The sequence below is a fragment of the Acinetobacter sp. SH024 genome (genome assembly GCF_000163635.1).
GTDB lineage: Bacteria > Pseudomonadota > Gammaproteobacteria > Pseudomonadales > Moraxellaceae > Acinetobacter > Acinetobacter pittii.
Window position 1 is genome coordinate 386,667 of the sequence record NZ_GG753603.1, and the last position, 16,483, is coordinate 403,149.

Genomic DNA, 16,483 nt, shown 5'->3' on the forward strand with positions numbered 1-16,483 from the left:
TATAATTTCTGCTACATTCAGGACTTATACTTTTATGTGAAAAAACAACTAATTTTCTTATTTTTAGCAAGTTTTGTTAAAAAGATAAAGCGATAAGGTTTTAAAAAAGGTTATGCATTTAAAATATCTCAGTTTATGTTTATTTAGTTTGGGTTTGACTGCTTGTGCGCAGCATAACCTACGTCCATCGGTAGCATCTACTCAGTTAGATCAAAAAGTCATTCAGGGCATGAATGCAATATATGAATACCCAAGCTATGACTATCGTGGGCATTTTAAAGTTAGTGTTGATCCAAATCAGTCAGAAAAAATAAATAATGTAGAAAAAACAGTGCAGTTAGATGCTGCAGTGCAAAAAAAAGTAGATCAATATTTACGTGAACAAAAAATTAATTTGAATAAAAAACAGAAGCAGGCGCTGTATGCCGCAATTGCAAATGAGCAAGCGGATTCAGGCATTTCTGGTGAATCACGCTCAGAAAAAGTAAACGCCGTATTAATTAATTTATTAAATGATCTTCAATTTAGTTACGATGGTTCGGTTCATTATCGTCAAAAAATGGGGTCTTTAAACCTTACAGCAAGGTATGAAAAACCGACACTTTTGGTACAGGCAAAATTGCCAATGGTACTTGATCTGAAAGATTATAAATTTTACGTTAATTATTTTGGATTAATGCCTTATCTGGTCAATAAAGATAATCAAAATAATTTAGCGTATGTCGATTTTTCAAAGTATAAAAATCTGTTTACGAATGTCGATATGAAGAAATTCGTTGAATATGCGAAAGCTTCTGGCGCTGTATCTTATCGTTTGGCTGAACCACAAAATTTACAGCGTTTATCAGTTAGTGACGCTGAGCGTAAAGCGGGGATTGTAGAAAAAATTCGTTTAAAAGATACGGTTGAAGCGTTATTGCTACAATCAGAGCTCTATAGTCAGGTCAATGCAAAATATTTGCAAAAAAATGTTTTAGGATTTGATGAAGAAAAAATTGCCGAATCTATAGCAACTGAATTAGCTGCTTCGGAAGCGAAGAGAAAGGTAGGTGGTGCTGAGGAGCAGAAAGTTTCTTCAGAAGATGCAGCAGCAGTTAGCCAGCAACTTTATTCACTTATTAATGCTCATTTCGGTAATGCCTTAGATTCTGAGTATGATGAAGACCAATCAAGTGCAGCTCAAGATGGGGCGGCCGAAGAGGATGCTTCTGATACGGCCCAAGCCGAAGAGGATGCTTCTGATACGGCCCAAGCCGAAGATGTTGCTGTAGCAGATGCTGAAGAAGTCACACAAGATGAAGAAGTGGCTTCACTTACAGAAGATCAGTGTGTCGAATTACAGTCTCAAAAAAGTTCCGTTGCCTTAGGTGATATTAATTACTGTCAAATTTACGGTATTGATGTGCTTGATCAGAGCGCTGGAAATACCGAAAAAACTCAGATTAAAGCTCGTCAAGCTGCGTTGAAACAAACTTTTGCTGCTTATGATCAAAACCAGTTTGTTGATGATGAGGCATTCAAAGCTCTATGGATCAAGCATAAGGCAGAAATTGAACAAGCTTTACCAAAACAAAGAAATCCAGTTGCGATTGATGTCGGACTGGATGAAAAGGGCCGTTTAGTCAACGCGGATTATGATATTGCGTATACACCAGCTGAATTTAACCATCGCTTTAATATTAAAGCAGACATGCAAATTCTCAATTATGGTAAAGCGACCCCAATTAATCAGCAGCAGCTTAAACAGGCTAAATCAGTTGCAGAGGCAAGCAAAGGTTCTTTATTTGAAAACTTCGTAAAAGGATTTAGTGAAAAACTTGGACAGGGTGATGTTTCTGAGCATCCAGTTGGTGCACATAGCGATGTACAAGATTTAGACTCGACTCTAGCGCTGTTGGCTAACCAAACTTATGATGCAACAAGTGCTTATGACAAAACGTATAAGGCTGTGTTTATTGCAAAATTGACTGCCGAAAAACCGTCATATATTCATTATTATTCAGTTCAACAGTTGCAAGAAATTGCCGAGGTTTATGCTTACTGGTTCTCTGAAGAGGAAACTTATAACCCTCAAGGTAAAGCTTTAGAACGTATTGAGACATTGCAGAAAAAGCATCATCTTGAACAAGAAGATCAGTTTGATAATGACTTAGGTCGAGCTGTGGACCATATTGTGATCACAACAATACAAGGTGAAGCTGGGCGTGAAGCATGGCAAAAACTACAGAAACAATATAAGCAACCTGAACAGCTTTTCTCAAAACAGTATCAATTAGAGTTTGAAAAACAAAATGGTAGTTCTGATGAAGAAAAACACTTGTTGTCAGAAACAGCTGATATTTTAGGTAAAGTCTATGTCGCTGCTCGCAAACAGCAACTTACGGAAAAAACAATTCAGAATTTAAAACCTGAACATAATGAATTTATTGATTATGAGATTTTCCGAGATGTTTATAAGCAGATGGTTACAGCTAAAAAATAATAGATGAGATAAAAAAAGAACCTACTTCGTGTAGGTTCTTTTTTGACTTATAGAAAATCTTTTAATTCTGGCTTTACGCCATTCCAGATATAGAAGGCTTCAATGGCTTGGCCAACTAGCATGCCAAAACCTTCTGCATAAGGCACATTGCGTTGTTTAGCTTGATCAAGAAAGCTAGATGGCTTGCCATAGGCCATCTCATAGGCATATTTGAACTCTAGACTTTCTGGTAGTTGTAATGCATCACCAGACAGGCTTGCAGAAGTTGCATTAATTACAATATCAAATTTCCCTTCTAACTCATTTAGAGAAATTGCTTGTAATTGAGCTTGCGGAACTGCCGCTTTTAGGTCATCTACAAGTTGTTCAGCACGAGCAAGAGTTCGATTTGCAATCACAATCTTTTTAGCACCAGCCTGCACAAGCGGGTAAATAACACCACGAGTTGCACCACCGGCTCCTAAAATTAAAATAGCTGTATTTTCTAAGTTCCAATCTAAAGCTTGAATTGCGGCAACTAAGCCTTGGCCATCTGTATTGTCACCATGCAATTTGCCATCTTCCATCCAAAGTGTATTTACAGCTTTGGCAATTTGAGCACGTTCAGTCAGCACATTACACAAAGCAAATGCCTGTTCTTTAAACGGCACGGTAACGTTCATGCCACTCCCGCCATTTTCAAAGAAACTACGCATACTCGGCTCAAAACCATCAAGAGGGGCAAGACGTTTTTGGTAGTCTAGGTCAATACCTGTTTTTTGAGCGAAAGCATGATGCAATTCAGGAGAGCGTGATTGTTCGATGGGGTTGCCAATTACTGCAAACTGTTTGGTCATTCTTATATCCAAAATTTTAAAATGGCATGAGGCAGATAAGGTCTGTACTGAATTTTCAGCAGGCCTCACTATAAGCCAAATTTTAATAAGAAAAAATATTTGAATGAGATTCAGAAAATTGGAAATAAAAAAGGAGATTCTTTAGGGTGGAAGCCAAAGAATCTCCAAAAAGCAAAAAATTAAGCGACTTTTTCTTTTGGGTTTAACCAGTCACGAGGTTTCAAGTAATAGTCGGTTAAACGTTTTTCTGGTGAGTCTTCATCCCATTCCGGACGATATGACCAAGCTGCAAGATTAGGCAGGCTGACTAAAATAGACTCAATACGTCCACCTGTTTGTAAGCCAAACAATGTTCCGCGGTCATAGACTAAATTATATTCGACATAGCGACCACGACGGTAAAGCTGGAATTCTCGTTGAGCTTCGGTATAAGGCTGTTCACGATGTTTTTCAAAAATTGGCAGAATGGCATTTAAATAACCATTCCCTACAGCTTGAATATATTTAAAGCAGGTTTCGAAATCCCAGCAATTTAAATCATCAAAGAATAAACCACCGACACCACGCTGTTCATCACGATGTTTTAAATAAAAATAATCATCACACCATTTTTTATGTTCAGCATAGACATTGTCACCAAAAGGCTGGCATAGGTCATGTGCGGCTTGATGCCAATCGATAACATCCTGTTCATCTGGATAGAACGGTGTTAAGTCAAAACCGCCACCAAACCACCAAATCGGATCTTGTCCTTCAGGCTCTGCAACAAATAAACGTACATTGGCATGAGAAGTTGGAATATTTGGGTTTTTAGGATGAATCACTAATGACACACCGAGCGCTTGTGCTTTAGCACCAGCAATTTGAGGATGTCTTTCTGTAGCAGAAGCGGGCAGTTTACTAATGTTGATGTGAGAAAACATCACACCACCTTTTTCAATCACGGTGCCATTTTGTAAAACTCGTGAACGACCGCCACCACCTTCTGGACGTTCCCAATCATCAATAATAAATTCACTCGTACCACCGCCAGCTTTTTCTTGTTGTTCTAAACCAGCACAAATACGGGCTTGTAAATCGAGGAGAAATTCGCGGACACGTTGAATATCTGTTGAAGTCGGATGCTGCATAGTGACCCTCAAAGATGATTGAGATAGGAGATAGATACATCAAAACACAAAACCATAAAAAAAGTAAGGGATTTTTAAGAAATGTCTTAAAAATCCCTTCTTATTATCTTTAAATTTATAATTTTGTTTTAGAAATCATCTTTTTGATAAAGGTGATCCATGCGTTCACGTTTAGTTTTTAAATATTGTTCATTAAAAGGATTACGTCCAACCGTTAACGGAACACGACCAACCACATTAATACCTTGATCCTTGAGTGCCTGAATTTTCAAAGGATTGTTAGTAATTAACTTAACTTCTTTTACTTTTAAATGATCAAGCATAATGCTACACATGTCATAACGGCGTGCATCAGCTGGCAAATTTAAAAGTAAATTTGCATCTACCGTGTCATGACCTTGATCTTGTAAGGCATACGCACGAATTTTATTTGTAAGCCCAATACCACGGCCTTCTTGGCGTAAATATAAAATAACGCCTTGACCTGCTTCGTTAATGAGCTTTTGAGTTGCCTGTAATTGAGGGCCGCAGTCACATTTTAATGACGCAAAAGCATCACCTGTTAAGCATTCTGAATGAACACGTACTAAAACAGGGCCTGTGGGTGGATTTTCTAACCCTTTAGAAAGTGCCACATGTTCTTCACCTGATACTGGATCTTGAAACACAGAAATATTGAATTCACCAAAAGCGGTCGGGAGTTTTGATGTTGCAATGAACTCTATAGGCACAGATTAACTCATCTTTTAACCGAAAACGGTTTAAAGTATAGCGTAATGCTGGGAGATTGGTCGAATTGTCATAATCATTTTGAGCACTAAGGTTTTCTTTTTTGTATAAAGAAGACGATAATAGTTGATAAATAGTCAGATTATTCAGGATAATCTGCCAACCATACCCATACTGTATGAGAGACTGCTTTGCATGACCTCGTTCGCAAATGTGGCTGATTGAAGGTGACTTCATTCGATTGTATGATCGACCCATTTTGACCCAGCTTAGGATTTGCCAGGCTTATAAAGGCTTTGCCACATATGTTGTATACCGAAATTCCAACTCAACGCCCTGTTACGCCATTGTTAGATGCAATTGATCATCCTCAACAATTACGTCAGCTCGAGCATAGCCAATTGGTTCAAGTGGCTGATGAGTTGCGTCAATATATTTTATATGCAGCAGGCCAGAGTGGTGGCCATTTCGGTGCTAACCTCGGCGTGGTTGAGCTGACGGTTGCGCTGCATTATTGCTTTAATACTCCAAATGACCGATTAGTTTGGGATGTAGGACATCAGGCGTACCCACATAAAGTCTTGACTGGTCGCCGTGAGCAAATGACAACAATCCGTGCTAAAAACGGTTTAGCAGCATTTCCAGCTAGAGAAGAATCAGTTTTTGATACCTTCGGCGTAGGGCATTCATCAACTGCAATTTCGGCAGGTTTAGGAATGTCTTTAGCACGTCGCTATCAAAATGACCCATGTGAAGTCGTTTGTATTGTGGGTGATGGCGCAATGACAGCAGGTATGGCATTTGAAGCCATGAACGATGCTGTGGCACACGATGCCGATTTAATTGTTGTACTTAATGACAATGACATGTCGATTTCTTGCAGTACAGGTGGTTTTGCTAAGCATTTAGCTGCAATTTGGGAAAAAGGCCATTTAGTTAATGTCGATGAACATGGCGAGGCGTATGTACAGCCACATCCGAAATGGACGTACAACTCTCGTTTACATCAATCGGCAACGGATGCGGCCGATAATTTATTTAAAGCGATTGGTTTTGATTACTTCGGTCCTTTCGATGGACATGACGTAAATCAACTCGTTCAAGTATTTAATGCTTTGAAAAAACGTAAAGGTCCACGTTTAGTCCACGTCTATACTAAAAAAGGTAAAGGCTTTACTCCGGCAGAAGCAGACCCTATTACCTATCATGCAATTGGCAAAATTAATGCGACTTCTTCAGGTAAAACGCCACCAAAATATTCTGATGTATTTGGTCAATGGTTGTGTGACGAAGCTGCACAAGATGAGCGTTTATTAGCGATTACCCCAGCCATGTGTGAAGGCTCAGGCATGGTTAAGTTTGCTAAAGAATTTCCAAAGCGCTTCTTCGATGTTGCAATTGCGGAACAGCATGCAGTAACACTTGCAGCAGGCATGGCGTGTGAAGGTTTAAAACCTGTTGTTGCGATCTATTCAACATTCTTGCAGCGTGGTTACGACCAGCTTATTCATGATGTCGCATTACAAAATCTTGATGTGACTTTTGGAATTGACCGTGCAGGCTTGGTTGGTGAAGATGGTCCAACTCATGCTGGTGCATATGACTATGCATATATGCGTACAGTTCCGAACATGGTCATCATGGCACCAAAAGATGAAAATGAATGCCGTCAAATGCTACATACCGCTTATGCTTATAATGGACCAGCAGCAGTACGTTATCCTCGCGGTGCTGGGGTAGGCGTTGAAATTCAGCAAGAGCTAACTGCTATTGAGTTAGGTAAGGCAGAGGTAGTTGCTGAAATTAAATCTGCTTGTGATGAGCAGATTACGATTTTAGCGTTTGGTAGTCGCGTTATGGTTGCCATAGAAGCTGCTGAGCAGTTTGCACAAAAACATGATGTTGGTGTGCGTGTTGTAAATATGCGTTTTGTGAAACCACTGGATGAAAAAATTATTCGTGATTTGGCTGAACATACACAATTATTTGTAACTGTTGAAGAACACGCAATTATGGGTGGTGCAGGCAGTGCAGTAAATGAGTTCATGGCACAAGAACAAATTGTTAAACCTATCATTAATTTAGGTCTGCCAGATTTGTTCTTGCAGCAAGCGTCACATGGTCAAATGCTACAAGATTGTGGGCTAGATGCTAAAGGTATTTTGAGCTCAATTGAACGAGCTTGGCTTAAGCTAAATCAGGTGGTTTAAGCCTTTAATAAAATTTTTGAAACATTTTTTCCCATAAAGCGCATTCATTTGCTAAAATGTATGCGCTTTTATGCATTATTCTTTGTCAAAATCTTCAAATTTGTATTGTAGTGGGTGTTCAATGGAACCTATGGTGGTTATGGCTGCGCGTGCGGCTCAAACAGTTGGTCAAGAGCTTTTAAAAGCGCATCAAAATCGTCATAAACTCGATTTGCAAGTTGAAGAGAAAGGTATTGATGGCCCAGTAACACGTGTAGATCGTTATTTGGAACAATTGACGATTGATACATTACGTAAAAGTTATAAAAACCATAGCTTCTTAGGTGAAGAGTTCGGTTTGCAAGAAGGGAAAGGCCACGATGCAGACTGGTGCTGGGTAATCGACCCGCTTGATGGCACGCAAAACTTTATTAATGGATTCCCTCATTTCTGTATTTCTATTGCAGTTCAGCATAAAGGCGTTACTCAGCACGGTGTAATCTACGACCCAGTGCGTGACGAATTATTCTCTGCAAGTCGCGGTCGCGGTGCAGTTATGAACCAACGCCGTATTCGTGTAAATGTAAAAGATACTTTAGAAAATACATTCTTGGCAGTAGGCCATCCTTACCGTGCTAAACGTGCTGGTGAGATTGTATCTTATGCAGAACAGCACTTTGCTTCGTTATTAGCTGTTACTCAAGCTGGCGCACAAATTCGTCGTGGTGGTTCAGCTGCCCTAGATTTAGCATATGTTGCTGCTGGTCGTTTTGATGGTTTCTTTGAACTTGGTTTAAAACCATGGGATATCGCTGCTGGTGAGCTTATTATTAAAGAAGCGGGCGGTGTAGTGGTTGACGCACGTGGTGGTAATGAGTCTCTTGAAAACGGTCAAGTGCTTGCAAGTTCACTCAAAATGCTAAAACCTTTAATGCAAACTGTAGTTCCAGCTTGGGGTCAAGCTGCAAAATAATTTAATTATTTATAAATAAAACCCTCTATTATCAGAGGGTTTTATTTTTTAAGTAATTGGTAAATTTTAATTAGTTCAATAAATATGAAGAAAGTTGATTAAAACACATGACTTTTAATTTCTTTCTGCTATAATCCGCCCACGCACTTAAATTTCCGTTCATTACCTGAACATTCTGTTCTATTCATTGTAAGCGCACGCTGTCCATAGAGAGGACCATTTCTTGCGCCCCGATCGCTCAGCGATTCTTCAGGTTCGGCCGTAATCAAGCGTGCGTTTAGTCCACATCGTCGTTACTCGGATTGCTGCTGAAAAAAACGTTTCAGCTAACTTTGCTTTGCCGCTTTGTGCCGATGTCTATTTTGTATTTATTAAAAATGGAGCACCCACTAGGGTGAAACTCTCTATGAGCAAAACTTTTGCCGAATTTTCTTTGCATGAAACCTTACAACAAGCGCTTGAAGGTTTAGGTTTTACTACCCCGACTCCTGTGCAAGAACAATCTATTCCTGCAGCTTTAGAAGGAAAAGACCTTCTAGTATCTAGCCAGACTGGTTCTGGTAAAACTGCGGCATTTTTATTACCGACATTACATAATTTAGCTGGTCAAGAAACTTTTGTTCCGTTCAAAGAACGTATGAAAGCTGTGACCCAACCTAACATTTTAGTTTTATGCCCAACACGTGAATTGGCTCAACAAGTTAGCCAAGATGCGATTGCTTTCGTACGTCACATGAAAGGTGTTCGTATTGCTGCAATCATGGGTGGTATGCCTTTTGGTAAGCAAATCCAACAACTTAAAGGCGCGCAAGTTATTGTTGCGACTCCTGGTCGTTTATTAGATTTAGTTAACCGTCGTCAATTAAAGTTAGATAAAGTTGAAGCTTTAATCGTTGACGAAGCTGACCGCATGTTAGACCTCGGCTTCTCTGAAGATTTAGAAGCGATCAGCGATTTAGCTGGTAACCGTCGTCAAACATTAATGTTCTCTGCAACTTTCGCTGACCGTATTATTCGTCTTGCTGAGCGCATGATGAATGAACCTGAGCGTATTGCAATTGAAACAGGTCACAGTACAAACACTGACATCACCCAAACTTTACACTGGACTGATGGTTTCGAACACAAGAAGAAACTTCTGACTCACTGGTTGGCTGATGAAACTCTTGATCAAGCGGTTGTATTCGCGAGCACTCAAGAAGATACAGATATGTTGGCTGAAGAACTTGCAGAAGCAGGTCACTCTGTAGTTGCACTTCACGGTGCAATGCCACAAACAGTTCGTAACCGTCGTTTACGTAGTATTCGTGAAGGTCGTGCAAAAATCTTGGTAGCGACAGACGTTGCTGCACGTGGTCTTGACGTACCGACAATTTCACACGTAATTAACTTCGGTTTACCAATGAAACATGAAGACTATGTACACCGTATTGGTCGTACAGGTCGTGCTGGTCGTACAGGTCAAGCAATTACTTTAGCGACTTATCGTGAACGCGGTAAAATCCGTGCGCTTGAAGACTATTTAGATGCACGTTTAAGTGTTTCTGAAATTGAAGGCTTAGAGCCATCTCCACCTCCTGCTCGTTCAGGTCGTGATGGCGGTGGTCGTGGTCGTGGCGGCAATGGTCGTCGTGGTGGCGGTTTTGGCGGTGGTCGTCGTTTTGAAGGCGAAAGCAACTTCAAACGCCGTGAAGGTGGTCGTGATGACCGTCCACGTCGTAGCTTTGATGATAAACCACGTGGTGAACGTCCATTCGGTGGTGAAGATCGTCCACGTCGCGAGTTCAATTCAGATCGCCCACGTCGTGAAGGTGGTTTTGAAGATCGTCCACGTCGTGAGTTCAACTCAGATCGTCCGCGTCGTGAAGGTGGTTTCAACGATAAACCGCGTTTTGACTCAAATGATGACAACCGTGGTAACCGCGTAGATTACAAACCACGTCGTGAAAATGGTTTTGGTGATCGTCCAAAACGTAGTTTCGGTGGTGAAGATCGTCCACGTCGTAGTTTTGATGACAAACCACGTGGTGAGCGTCCATCATTTGGTGGCGAAGATCGTCCACGTCGTGAGTTCAACTCAGATCGTCCACGTCGCGAAGGTGGTTTTAATGATAAACCGCGTCGTAGCTTTGATGATAAACCACGTGGTGAGCGTCCAGCGTTTGGTGGAGAAGACCGTCCAAAACGTAGCTTCGGTGGTGAAGATCGTCCACGTCGTAGTTTTGATGATAAACCGCGTCGTAAATTCGACCGTTAATCAAAAGTTCGTTTAAAGAAAGGCCAGTAGAAATACTGGCCTTTTTTATTTTTCAGTTTTGCTATAAAATAACAAAGTGTGAATTGGTTCAATATTTTATTAAATAATGAGTAAAAGTAAACGAAAAGAAACGATGATGGCACAGTTGAAGAACTTATTAGTTCAGCACGGCTTGCCTTATCTTTTTATTGCACTTGTTTTGTGTAATGGGGTTTATTTTGCCTATGCTTTTATAACTGGAAGTTCTATTGAGCAGTTTCAAATTTCTGAATTAACCTCTTTTTACGAACATACCTCTTCTATTTCTACCAACTAAGTTAGCTTTGCATTTGTCAAAATAACAACAAGTTTGCCAATTTTCAGTGTTATAGTATGCGTGCATAAAAGTGCAGGAACGATTGCCATTATGAATAATAAAACTCCTCTCTCGACTCAACCACTTATTGAAGTGAAAAATTTGAGTTTTAATCGAGGGGAACGCGTCATTTATGACAATATTAGTTTAAATATACGTCGTGGCCAGATTACGGCCATTATGGGACCTTCTGGTACAGGTAAAACAACATTATTACGTCTGATCGGTGGACAATTAGTTCCTGATCAGGGCGAAGTTTTGCTCGACGGTAAAGATATTGCAAAAATGTCCCGTCAGGAACTTTTTTCAGCCCGTGCACGTATGGGAATGTTATTTCAGAGCGGTGCTTTATTTACGGATATGTCGGTCTATGAAAATGTGGCATTTCCGATTCGAGCACATACCAAGCTTCCTGAAAATCTAATTGCTGAACTGGTTGCATTAAAACTGGAATCAGTTGGTTTGCGTGGTTCTGAACAATTAATGCCTACAGAACTCTCAGGTGGTATGAACCGTCGTGTTGCCTTAGCACGTGCGATCGCACTTGACCCTGATTTAATCATGTACGATGAACCGTTTGCAGGGCAAGACCCAATTGTAAAAGGCGTGTTGACACGTTTAATTCGTTCATTGCGAGAAGCTTTAGATTTAACCACTATTATTGTTTCGCATGATGTTCCCGAAACCCTTTCTATTGCTGACTACATTTATGTTGTAGCAGAAGGAAAAATTCAGGGGGAAGGAACACCAGAAGAATTACAGGCATATGCTTCTCCATTTGTGCGCCAATTCTTAACAGGTTCGGCAGAAGGACCAGTTGAATACCAATTTAGTCATCAAGCCTATTTAGATAACGAGGTTCGTCCATGAATACGATTGCCTGGTTAGGTAGACTCGTTATTGAGCGGATTCGAGGGATTGGTGTTGCGGCACTAATGCTCTTACAAATTGTTTTTTCTTTTCCTTCATCTGGTGGGTTTGGACGATTTATTTACCAAATGCATCGGGTAGGGGTGATGTCTTTGTTAATTATTACTGTATCGGGCCTATTTATTGGTTTAGTACTGGGTTTACAAGGATATTCAATTTTAGTGAACGTCGGCAGTGAATCAATGCTAGGCACCATGGTGTCTTTAACATTGCTGCGTGAATTGGCACCTGTGGTTGCTGCGTTATTATTTGCTGGTCGAGCAGGTTCTGCATTAACAGCAGAAATTGGTTCAATGAAGCAAAGTGAACAACTTGCCAGCATGGAAATGATCGGGGTTGACCCATTAAAACAAATTGTATCACCACGTCTTTGGGCGGGAGTGGTCAGTTTACCGATGCTAACTGTCATTTTTGCTGCGATTGGTATTGTGGGCGGTAAAATGGTAGGTGTCGATTTTCTTGGCGTCGATGAAGGCTCATTCTGGAGCGGTATGCAAAACAACGTGCAATTTGGGCATGATGTCGTAAATGGCATTATCAAAAGTATTGTGTTTGCTTTGTTATGTACATGGATTGCGGTATATCAAGGATATGCGTGTGATCCGACTCCAGAAGGAATCGCAACTGCAATGACGAGAACAGTTGTATATTCTTCATTATGTGTTTTAGGTTTTGATTTCGTGTTGACTGCGGTCATGTTCGGAGGGATTTAATGAAATCACGTAGTAGTGAGCTGGCCGTAGGTATCTTTGTTATTATCTTCGGTATTGCCTTGTTCTTTTTAGCCATGAAAGTTAGTGGTCTTGTTGGTACTAACTTAAATGATAGTTATACCATGAAGGCTCAGTTTGATAACGTTAATGGTTTAAAGCCTCGTGCTAAAGTAACGATGAGCGGTGTCACAATTGGTCGTGTTGATTCAATTACCCTTGATCCAGTTACGCGTTTGGCTACGGTAACCTTTGGTTTAGATGGAAAATTGACAAGTTTTAATGCTGAGCAGCTAAAAGAAGTTCAAAAAAATGCTTTAGATGAACTACGTTATAGTTCTGACTATACGCAGGCTTCTCCAGAGCAACAAAAAGCAATGGAACAGCAACTGATCAGTAACATGTCCTCCATCACCAGTATTGATGAAGATGCTTATATAATGGTTGCAACCAATGGTTTGTTGGGTGAGAAATATTTGAAAGTCGTTCCAGGTGGTGGTTTAAACTATCTTAAACGTGGCGATACAATTTCAAATACCCAAGGAACCATGGATTTAGAAGATTTAATTAGTAAATTTATTACTGGTGGTGGCGCAGGTAAAGTTGCCGCTGGTTCATCCTCAGCAGAAGAAAAAGCTCCTGCAAGTACCGACAGCAGTGCACAGCCGTCATTTGTTGAGTAAGAGTTTATTTGAAGGAGTGGTTCCAGGTGAATACGTTGTTTAAACAAACCCTGACAGCAAGTCTTTTGTCTACTATGATTGCAGGTACAGCTTTTGCTGCACCTTCAGAAGCACCACCTGATTTTATCAAGCGTGTTGCTGATGGCTTGATCGCTCGTTTAAAAGCAGATCATGCTAAGTTGCAGAACAATCCTGCTTTAGTAAAATCAATTGTACGTCAGAACTTAGACCCATATGTTGATTCACAAGCGTTCACTCGTATTGTGATGGGTACTTATGCGACGAATCAGTATAGTACAGCTGCACAGCGTGCTCAGTTTGAAACAAACTTCCGTAATACATTAATTGAAAATTACGGTAGCGCATTTGCTAAATATACAAATCAAAGCTATACCATGCGTCCTTACAAGGCAACTGCGGGTAAAAACCCTGTAGTGACATTGGACTTTAATCACAATGGTGAAAAAATTCCTGTTTCTTTCCAGTTGGCTGACAAAGGTACTCAATGGAAAATCCGTAATATCAATGTTTCTGGTATTGATCTAGGATTACAGTTCCGTAATCAGTTTGCTGCAACAGTGAAACGCAATGGCGGTGATTTAAATAAAGCAATTGCTACGTTCCAACCTGATGCAGACGCAGCTGTTAATCAAAACAAAAAGAAATAAGTAGGTGACGTGTGGTTCAGTATCTCAACCAACAATTGGTTGTTTCGGGAAAAATTGATTTTGAAAATGCGGAACAACAGTATCAAGCAGGTTTGGCCATCATAAAGAAGCAGCAAAGCTTCCCACTTGTGGTGGATTTAACTGAGCTTGAGCATGGTAGTACTTTGGCATTGGCTGTTTTAGTTCAATGGTTACGAGAGACTCCAAAAAATACTGGTTTGCATTTTAAAAATGTCCCTGAAAAAATGCTGAAGATCATTCAAGCCTGTCATTTGCAGGATGATCTGCAAATGATCTGATGTTTTTGATGTAAAAAAGCACCTATATTTAGGTGCTTTTTTATGCTCGAAATTAGCATTTTATTACAAAGCTTAGATCCATTTTTTCCAGCGGAAATAAATGATCGGCCCAATAAAGAAACCCATAATAATCAGCAAAACAACGAAGAAACTGGTCGTACCATGTGCAAAAGGTAATACGTCTGTGTTCATACCGTAAATACTGGCAATAAGCATCGGAGGAGCTAACATACTTGGTAAGATCGAGAATCGACGAATCGTGTCATTCTGTTCTGTGTTAATGAATCCAGACGTCGTATCAAGTAAGAATCGTACTTTTTGGAATAAGAACGCATCATGTTCTACCAGTGAGCGCACATCTTCACTGAGCTCTCGAATGTCTGCATCATAAATATGACTGCCTAATGCACGTGGACGCGATAAGAAAGTAAGTACACGTCTTAAATCAATGAGACAAAGCTGCGCTTTCCCTAGCATGTCTTCTTGTTGAGCTAGGCGTGTAATCATGTCATCGAGATCTAGAATTTTTTCACGTTGGTGGTTATTAAGAACCTCGGTGGAGTATTTTTCTAAATCTTTGTGGATATCTTCTAAGATATCCGCAAGCTCATCGAGTTTTGCTTCAAGAAGGCCTAATAAAATCCACGTTGGATCTTTATAGTCCATGTCATAGTCATTTCGGCGAGCACGGGCACGAAAGGCACGAAACGCAACTAGTTTTTCTCCACGCATCGTAAAGAGGCGGTCTTTATGTAAAATGAAAGCTACGGTTTGCACCATGGCAAGCATATGTGATGACTCTTCAGCGTCGCCATCCACCTGATAATTTTTATTTTTCGTTAAAAAATAAGTACTGATGTGCAAAATACCGTCATCATCACGGTAAAATCGTGCAGAAGATGAAATGTCTTCAAGCGACTTTAGTGTTGGTAAATTTTGGTCATAGGCATCTAATACCCATTGTTGCTCTTCTTGCGAGGGTGCAATAAGATCAAGCCAGACTAATTCGGGATGTAGATCAAATCCACCATTGATGGTGGCATCTTCCAGACTTCCGCGTTCTGTGGCATAAAAGGCTTCAAGCATGTGTCTTTTTTCCTCACGCAGTCTGATGGAAATGGATGGGTGTATTTTAGACAAGGATTTGCCGAAAAACACTTGCCAATACGCTATTTTGCAAAAAAAAACTCTATCGATAGTTTAGTTTGTCAGCATGACAGTTCAATAAAACGGTTTTTTACACTATGAAATCAATTTGTATTTTCTGTGGTTCATCTCTTGGTTCAAATCCAATTTTCCAACAAATTGCTCAAGCTACAGGCGAGGCTATTGCAAAACAAGGGAAGACCTTGGTTTATGGTGGTGGTCGCTCAGGCCTAATGGGTGTGGTAGCCGATAGCGCCTTACAAGCAGGTGGACAAGTCATTGGCGTGATCCCTCGTGCTTTAGTTGATCGTGAGTTAGCTCATCCGGGCTTAACCAGATTATATGTGGTTGAGAATATGCATGAGCGTAAAACCAAGATGGCGGATCTTTCAGATGGCTTTATTGCTTTGCCGGGTGGCGCTGGTACATTGGAAGAAATCTTTGAACAATGGACGTGGGCGCAATTAGGGATTCATCAAAAGCCATGTGCTTTCTTAAATGTAGCGGGCTTTTATGAAGATTTACTTAAAATGATTCAAGGAACAGTGGATAATGGATTCAGCCAAGCACGGTTCGTCGATAAATTGATCGCATCAGACAAAATTGAAGATATTCTTCAACAATTTGAGCAATATCAGGCTCCTGCTCCAAAATGGACAAACGCAGATGTCCAACCATAAACGAGGTTAAATAGGTGAAAACAATTACGGTCGCTGCCGCAGTGATCTTAAATGAGCAAAATCAGTTGTTGCTTGTAAGAAAGCGTAATACACACGCTTTTATGCAAGTGGGTGGCAAGCTGGAACCTAATGAGGCACCAGAGATCACCATGCAGCGAGAAATTTTAGAAGAAGTCGGAAGCTCTTGTGTGATTGAGCAATTTATTGGTCATTTCGAAACAGCAGCTGCCAATGAGCCAGATCATATTCTGGTGAGTCATTTATATCTTGTTCAGCTTGATCAGGCCCCTAAAATTGCAGCCGAAATTGCAGAAATGAAGTGGATAGATTTAAATGATTCGGAAACTCAACTTGCACCATTGACCCGAGAAATTGTCATTCCTTGGTGTGAAGAGTATTTATCTACAGTGCAATAG

Annotated in this window: 16 protein-coding genes; 12 read left to right on the forward strand and 4 right to left on the reverse strand. The window is 40.4% G+C overall.

Annotated elements, in window-relative coordinates; all coding sequences use genetic code 11:
• The first annotated feature begins 112 nt into the window (after nt 1–112).
• A complete protein-coding gene (locus tag HMPREF0013_RS20610; RefSeq protein WP_005804590.1) occupies nt 113–2,482 on the forward strand; it encodes a hypothetical protein in 2,370 nt (789 codons plus the stop codon).
• 47 nt (nt 2,483–2,529) lie between these two features.
• Here HMPREF0013_RS20610 and aroE read toward each other — a convergent pair whose 3' ends face one another.
• The 3 genes from aroE to ribA form a co-directional block, all read right to left on the reverse strand.
• Nucleotides 2,530–3,318, reverse strand: coding sequence for a shikimate dehydrogenase (gene aroE, locus HMPREF0013_RS20615; protein WP_005804591.1), 789 nt, complete (start codon nt 3,316–3,318; stop codon nt 2,530–2,532).
• 179 nt (nt 3,319–3,497) lie between these two features.
• Nucleotides 3,498–4,448 (reverse strand): oxygen-dependent coproporphyrinogen oxidase, encoded by a 951-nt coding sequence (gene hemF / locus HMPREF0013_RS20620; protein ID WP_025464183.1) that lies wholly within the window; start codon nt 4,446–4,448, stop codon nt 3,498–3,500.
• Between the two features lie 128 nt (nt 4,449–4,576).
• The gene (ribA, locus tag HMPREF0013_RS20625) at nt 4,577–5,179 is read right to left on the reverse strand and encodes a GTP cyclohydrolase II (protein WP_002116908.1); all 603 of its coding nucleotides are present in this window, start codon (nt 5,177–5,179) and stop codon (nt 4,577–4,579) included.
• 303 nt (nt 5,180–5,482) lie between these two features.
• Here ribA and dxs point away from each other — a divergent pair, with 303 nt between their 5' ends.
• The 9 genes from dxs (at nt 5,483) to HMPREF0013_RS20670 (ending at nt 14,241) form a co-directional block, all read left to right on the forward strand.
• Entirely contained in the window at nt 5,483–7,387 is a 1,905-nt protein-coding gene (gene dxs, locus HMPREF0013_RS20630; RefSeq protein WP_025464184.1) for a 1-deoxy-D-xylulose-5-phosphate synthase, read from the forward strand.
• Nucleotides 7,388–7,508: 121 nt separating this feature from the next.
• Entirely contained in the window at nt 7,509–8,339 is an 831-nt protein-coding gene (locus HMPREF0013_RS20635; protein ID WP_002117045.1) for an inositol monophosphatase family protein, read from the forward strand.
• 406 nt (nt 8,340–8,745) lie between these two features.
• On the forward strand, nt 8,746–10,596 hold the full coding sequence (locus HMPREF0013_RS20640; protein ID WP_025464185.1) for a DEAD/DEAH box helicase: 1,851 nt from the start codon (nt 8,746–8,748) through the stop codon (nt 10,594–10,596).
• A 106-nt stretch (nt 10,597–10,702) separates the two neighbouring features.
• Nucleotides 10,703–10,912, forward strand: a complete 210-nt coding sequence (locus HMPREF0013_RS20645; protein ID WP_019767452.1) for a hypothetical protein — start codon at nt 10,703–10,705, stop codon at nt 10,910–10,912.
• A gap of 90 nt (nt 10,913–11,002) precedes the next feature.
• Complete coding sequence (locus tag HMPREF0013_RS20650; protein ID WP_002116999.1) at nt 11,003–11,821, forward strand: ABC transporter ATP-binding protein; 819 nt, start codon at nt 11,003–11,005, stop codon at nt 11,819–11,821.
• Nucleotides 11,818–12,594 carry a lipid asymmetry maintenance ABC transporter permease subunit MlaE gene (gene mlaE, locus HMPREF0013_RS20655; RefSeq protein WP_002117010.1) on the forward strand — a complete coding sequence of 259 codons (777 nt, stop codon included), beginning with the start codon at nt 11,818–11,820 and terminating at the stop codon, nt 12,592–12,594. Before HMPREF0013_RS20650 ends, mlaE begins: the two co-directional genes overlap by 4 nt.
• A complete protein-coding gene (locus HMPREF0013_RS20660; protein ID WP_005067241.1) occupies nt 12,594–13,274 on the forward strand; it encodes an outer membrane lipid asymmetry maintenance protein MlaD in 681 nt (226 codons plus the stop codon). The genes mlaE and HMPREF0013_RS20660 overlap by 1 nt, the downstream gene beginning before the upstream one ends.
• 26 nt (nt 13,275–13,300) lie before the next feature.
• Nucleotides 13,301–13,942 (forward strand): MlaC/ttg2D family ABC transporter substrate-binding protein, encoded by a 642-nt coding sequence (locus tag HMPREF0013_RS20665; RefSeq protein ID WP_002116826.1) that lies wholly within the window; start codon nt 13,301–13,303, stop codon nt 13,940–13,942.
• A gap of 11 nt (nt 13,943–13,953) precedes the next feature.
• Complete coding sequence (locus HMPREF0013_RS20670; RefSeq protein WP_005078357.1) at nt 13,954–14,241, forward strand: STAS domain-containing protein; 288 nt, start codon at nt 13,954–13,956, stop codon at nt 14,239–14,241.
• A gap of 72 nt (nt 14,242–14,313) precedes the next feature.
• Here HMPREF0013_RS20670 and HMPREF0013_RS20675 read toward each other — a convergent pair whose 3' ends face one another.
• On the reverse strand, nt 14,314–15,327 hold the full coding sequence (locus HMPREF0013_RS20675) for a magnesium and cobalt transport protein CorA (RefSeq protein ID WP_002116978.1): 1,014 nt from the start codon (nt 15,325–15,327) through the stop codon (nt 14,314–14,316).
• 158 nt (nt 15,328–15,485) lie between these two features.
• Between HMPREF0013_RS20675 and HMPREF0013_RS20680 the strand changes: the two genes are divergently transcribed.
• Both HMPREF0013_RS20680 and HMPREF0013_RS20685 read left to right on the forward strand, forming a co-directional pair.
• Complete coding sequence (locus HMPREF0013_RS20680; protein ID WP_005804599.1) at nt 15,486–16,067, forward strand: TIGR00730 family Rossman fold protein; 582 nt, start codon at nt 15,486–15,488, stop codon at nt 16,065–16,067.
• Between the two features lie 14 nt (nt 16,068–16,081).
• Entirely contained in the window at nt 16,082–16,483 is a 402-nt protein-coding gene (locus HMPREF0013_RS20685; protein WP_002116701.1) for an NUDIX hydrolase, read from the forward strand.

What these genes read in the sequence shown, in the direction of transcription:
- HMPREF0013_RS20610 (WP_005804590.1), top strand. Translation starts at nt 113, where the DNA reads ATGCATTTAAAATATCTCAGTTTATGTTTATTTAGTTTGGGTTTGACT.
- aroE (WP_005804591.1), bottom strand. Translation starts at nt 3,318, where the DNA reads ATGACCAAACAGTTTGCAGTAATTGGCAACCCCATCGAACAATCACGC.
- hemF (WP_025464183.1), bottom strand. Translation starts at nt 4,448, where the DNA reads ATGCAGCATCCGACTTCAACAGATATTCAACGTGTCCGCGAATTTCTC.
- dxs (WP_025464184.1), top strand. Translation starts at nt 5,483, where the DNA reads ATGTTGTATACCGAAATTCCAACTCAACGCCCTGTTACGCCATTGTTA.
- HMPREF0013_RS20635 (WP_002117045.1), top strand. Translation starts at nt 7,509, where the DNA reads ATGGAACCTATGGTGGTTATGGCTGCGCGTGCGGCTCAAACAGTTGGT.
- HMPREF0013_RS20640 (WP_025464185.1), top strand. Translation starts at nt 8,746, where the DNA reads ATGAGCAAAACTTTTGCCGAATTTTCTTTGCATGAAACCTTACAACAA.
- HMPREF0013_RS20645 (WP_019767452.1), top strand. Translation starts at nt 10,703, where the DNA reads ATGAGTAAAAGTAAACGAAAAGAAACGATGATGGCACAGTTGAAGAAC.
- HMPREF0013_RS20650 (WP_002116999.1), top strand. Translation starts at nt 11,003, where the DNA reads ATGAATAATAAAACTCCTCTCTCGACTCAACCACTTATTGAAGTGAAA.
- mlaE (WP_002117010.1), top strand. Translation starts at nt 11,818, where the DNA reads ATGAATACGATTGCCTGGTTAGGTAGACTCGTTATTGAGCGGATTCGA.
- HMPREF0013_RS20660 (WP_005067241.1), top strand. Translation starts at nt 12,594, where the DNA reads ATGAAATCACGTAGTAGTGAGCTGGCCGTAGGTATCTTTGTTATTATC.
- HMPREF0013_RS20675 (WP_002116978.1), bottom strand. Translation starts at nt 15,327, where the DNA reads ATGCTTGAAGCCTTTTATGCCACAGAACGCGGAAGTCTGGAAGATGCC.
- HMPREF0013_RS20680 (WP_005804599.1), top strand. Translation starts at nt 15,486, where the DNA reads ATGAAATCAATTTGTATTTTCTGTGGTTCATCTCTTGGTTCAAATCCA.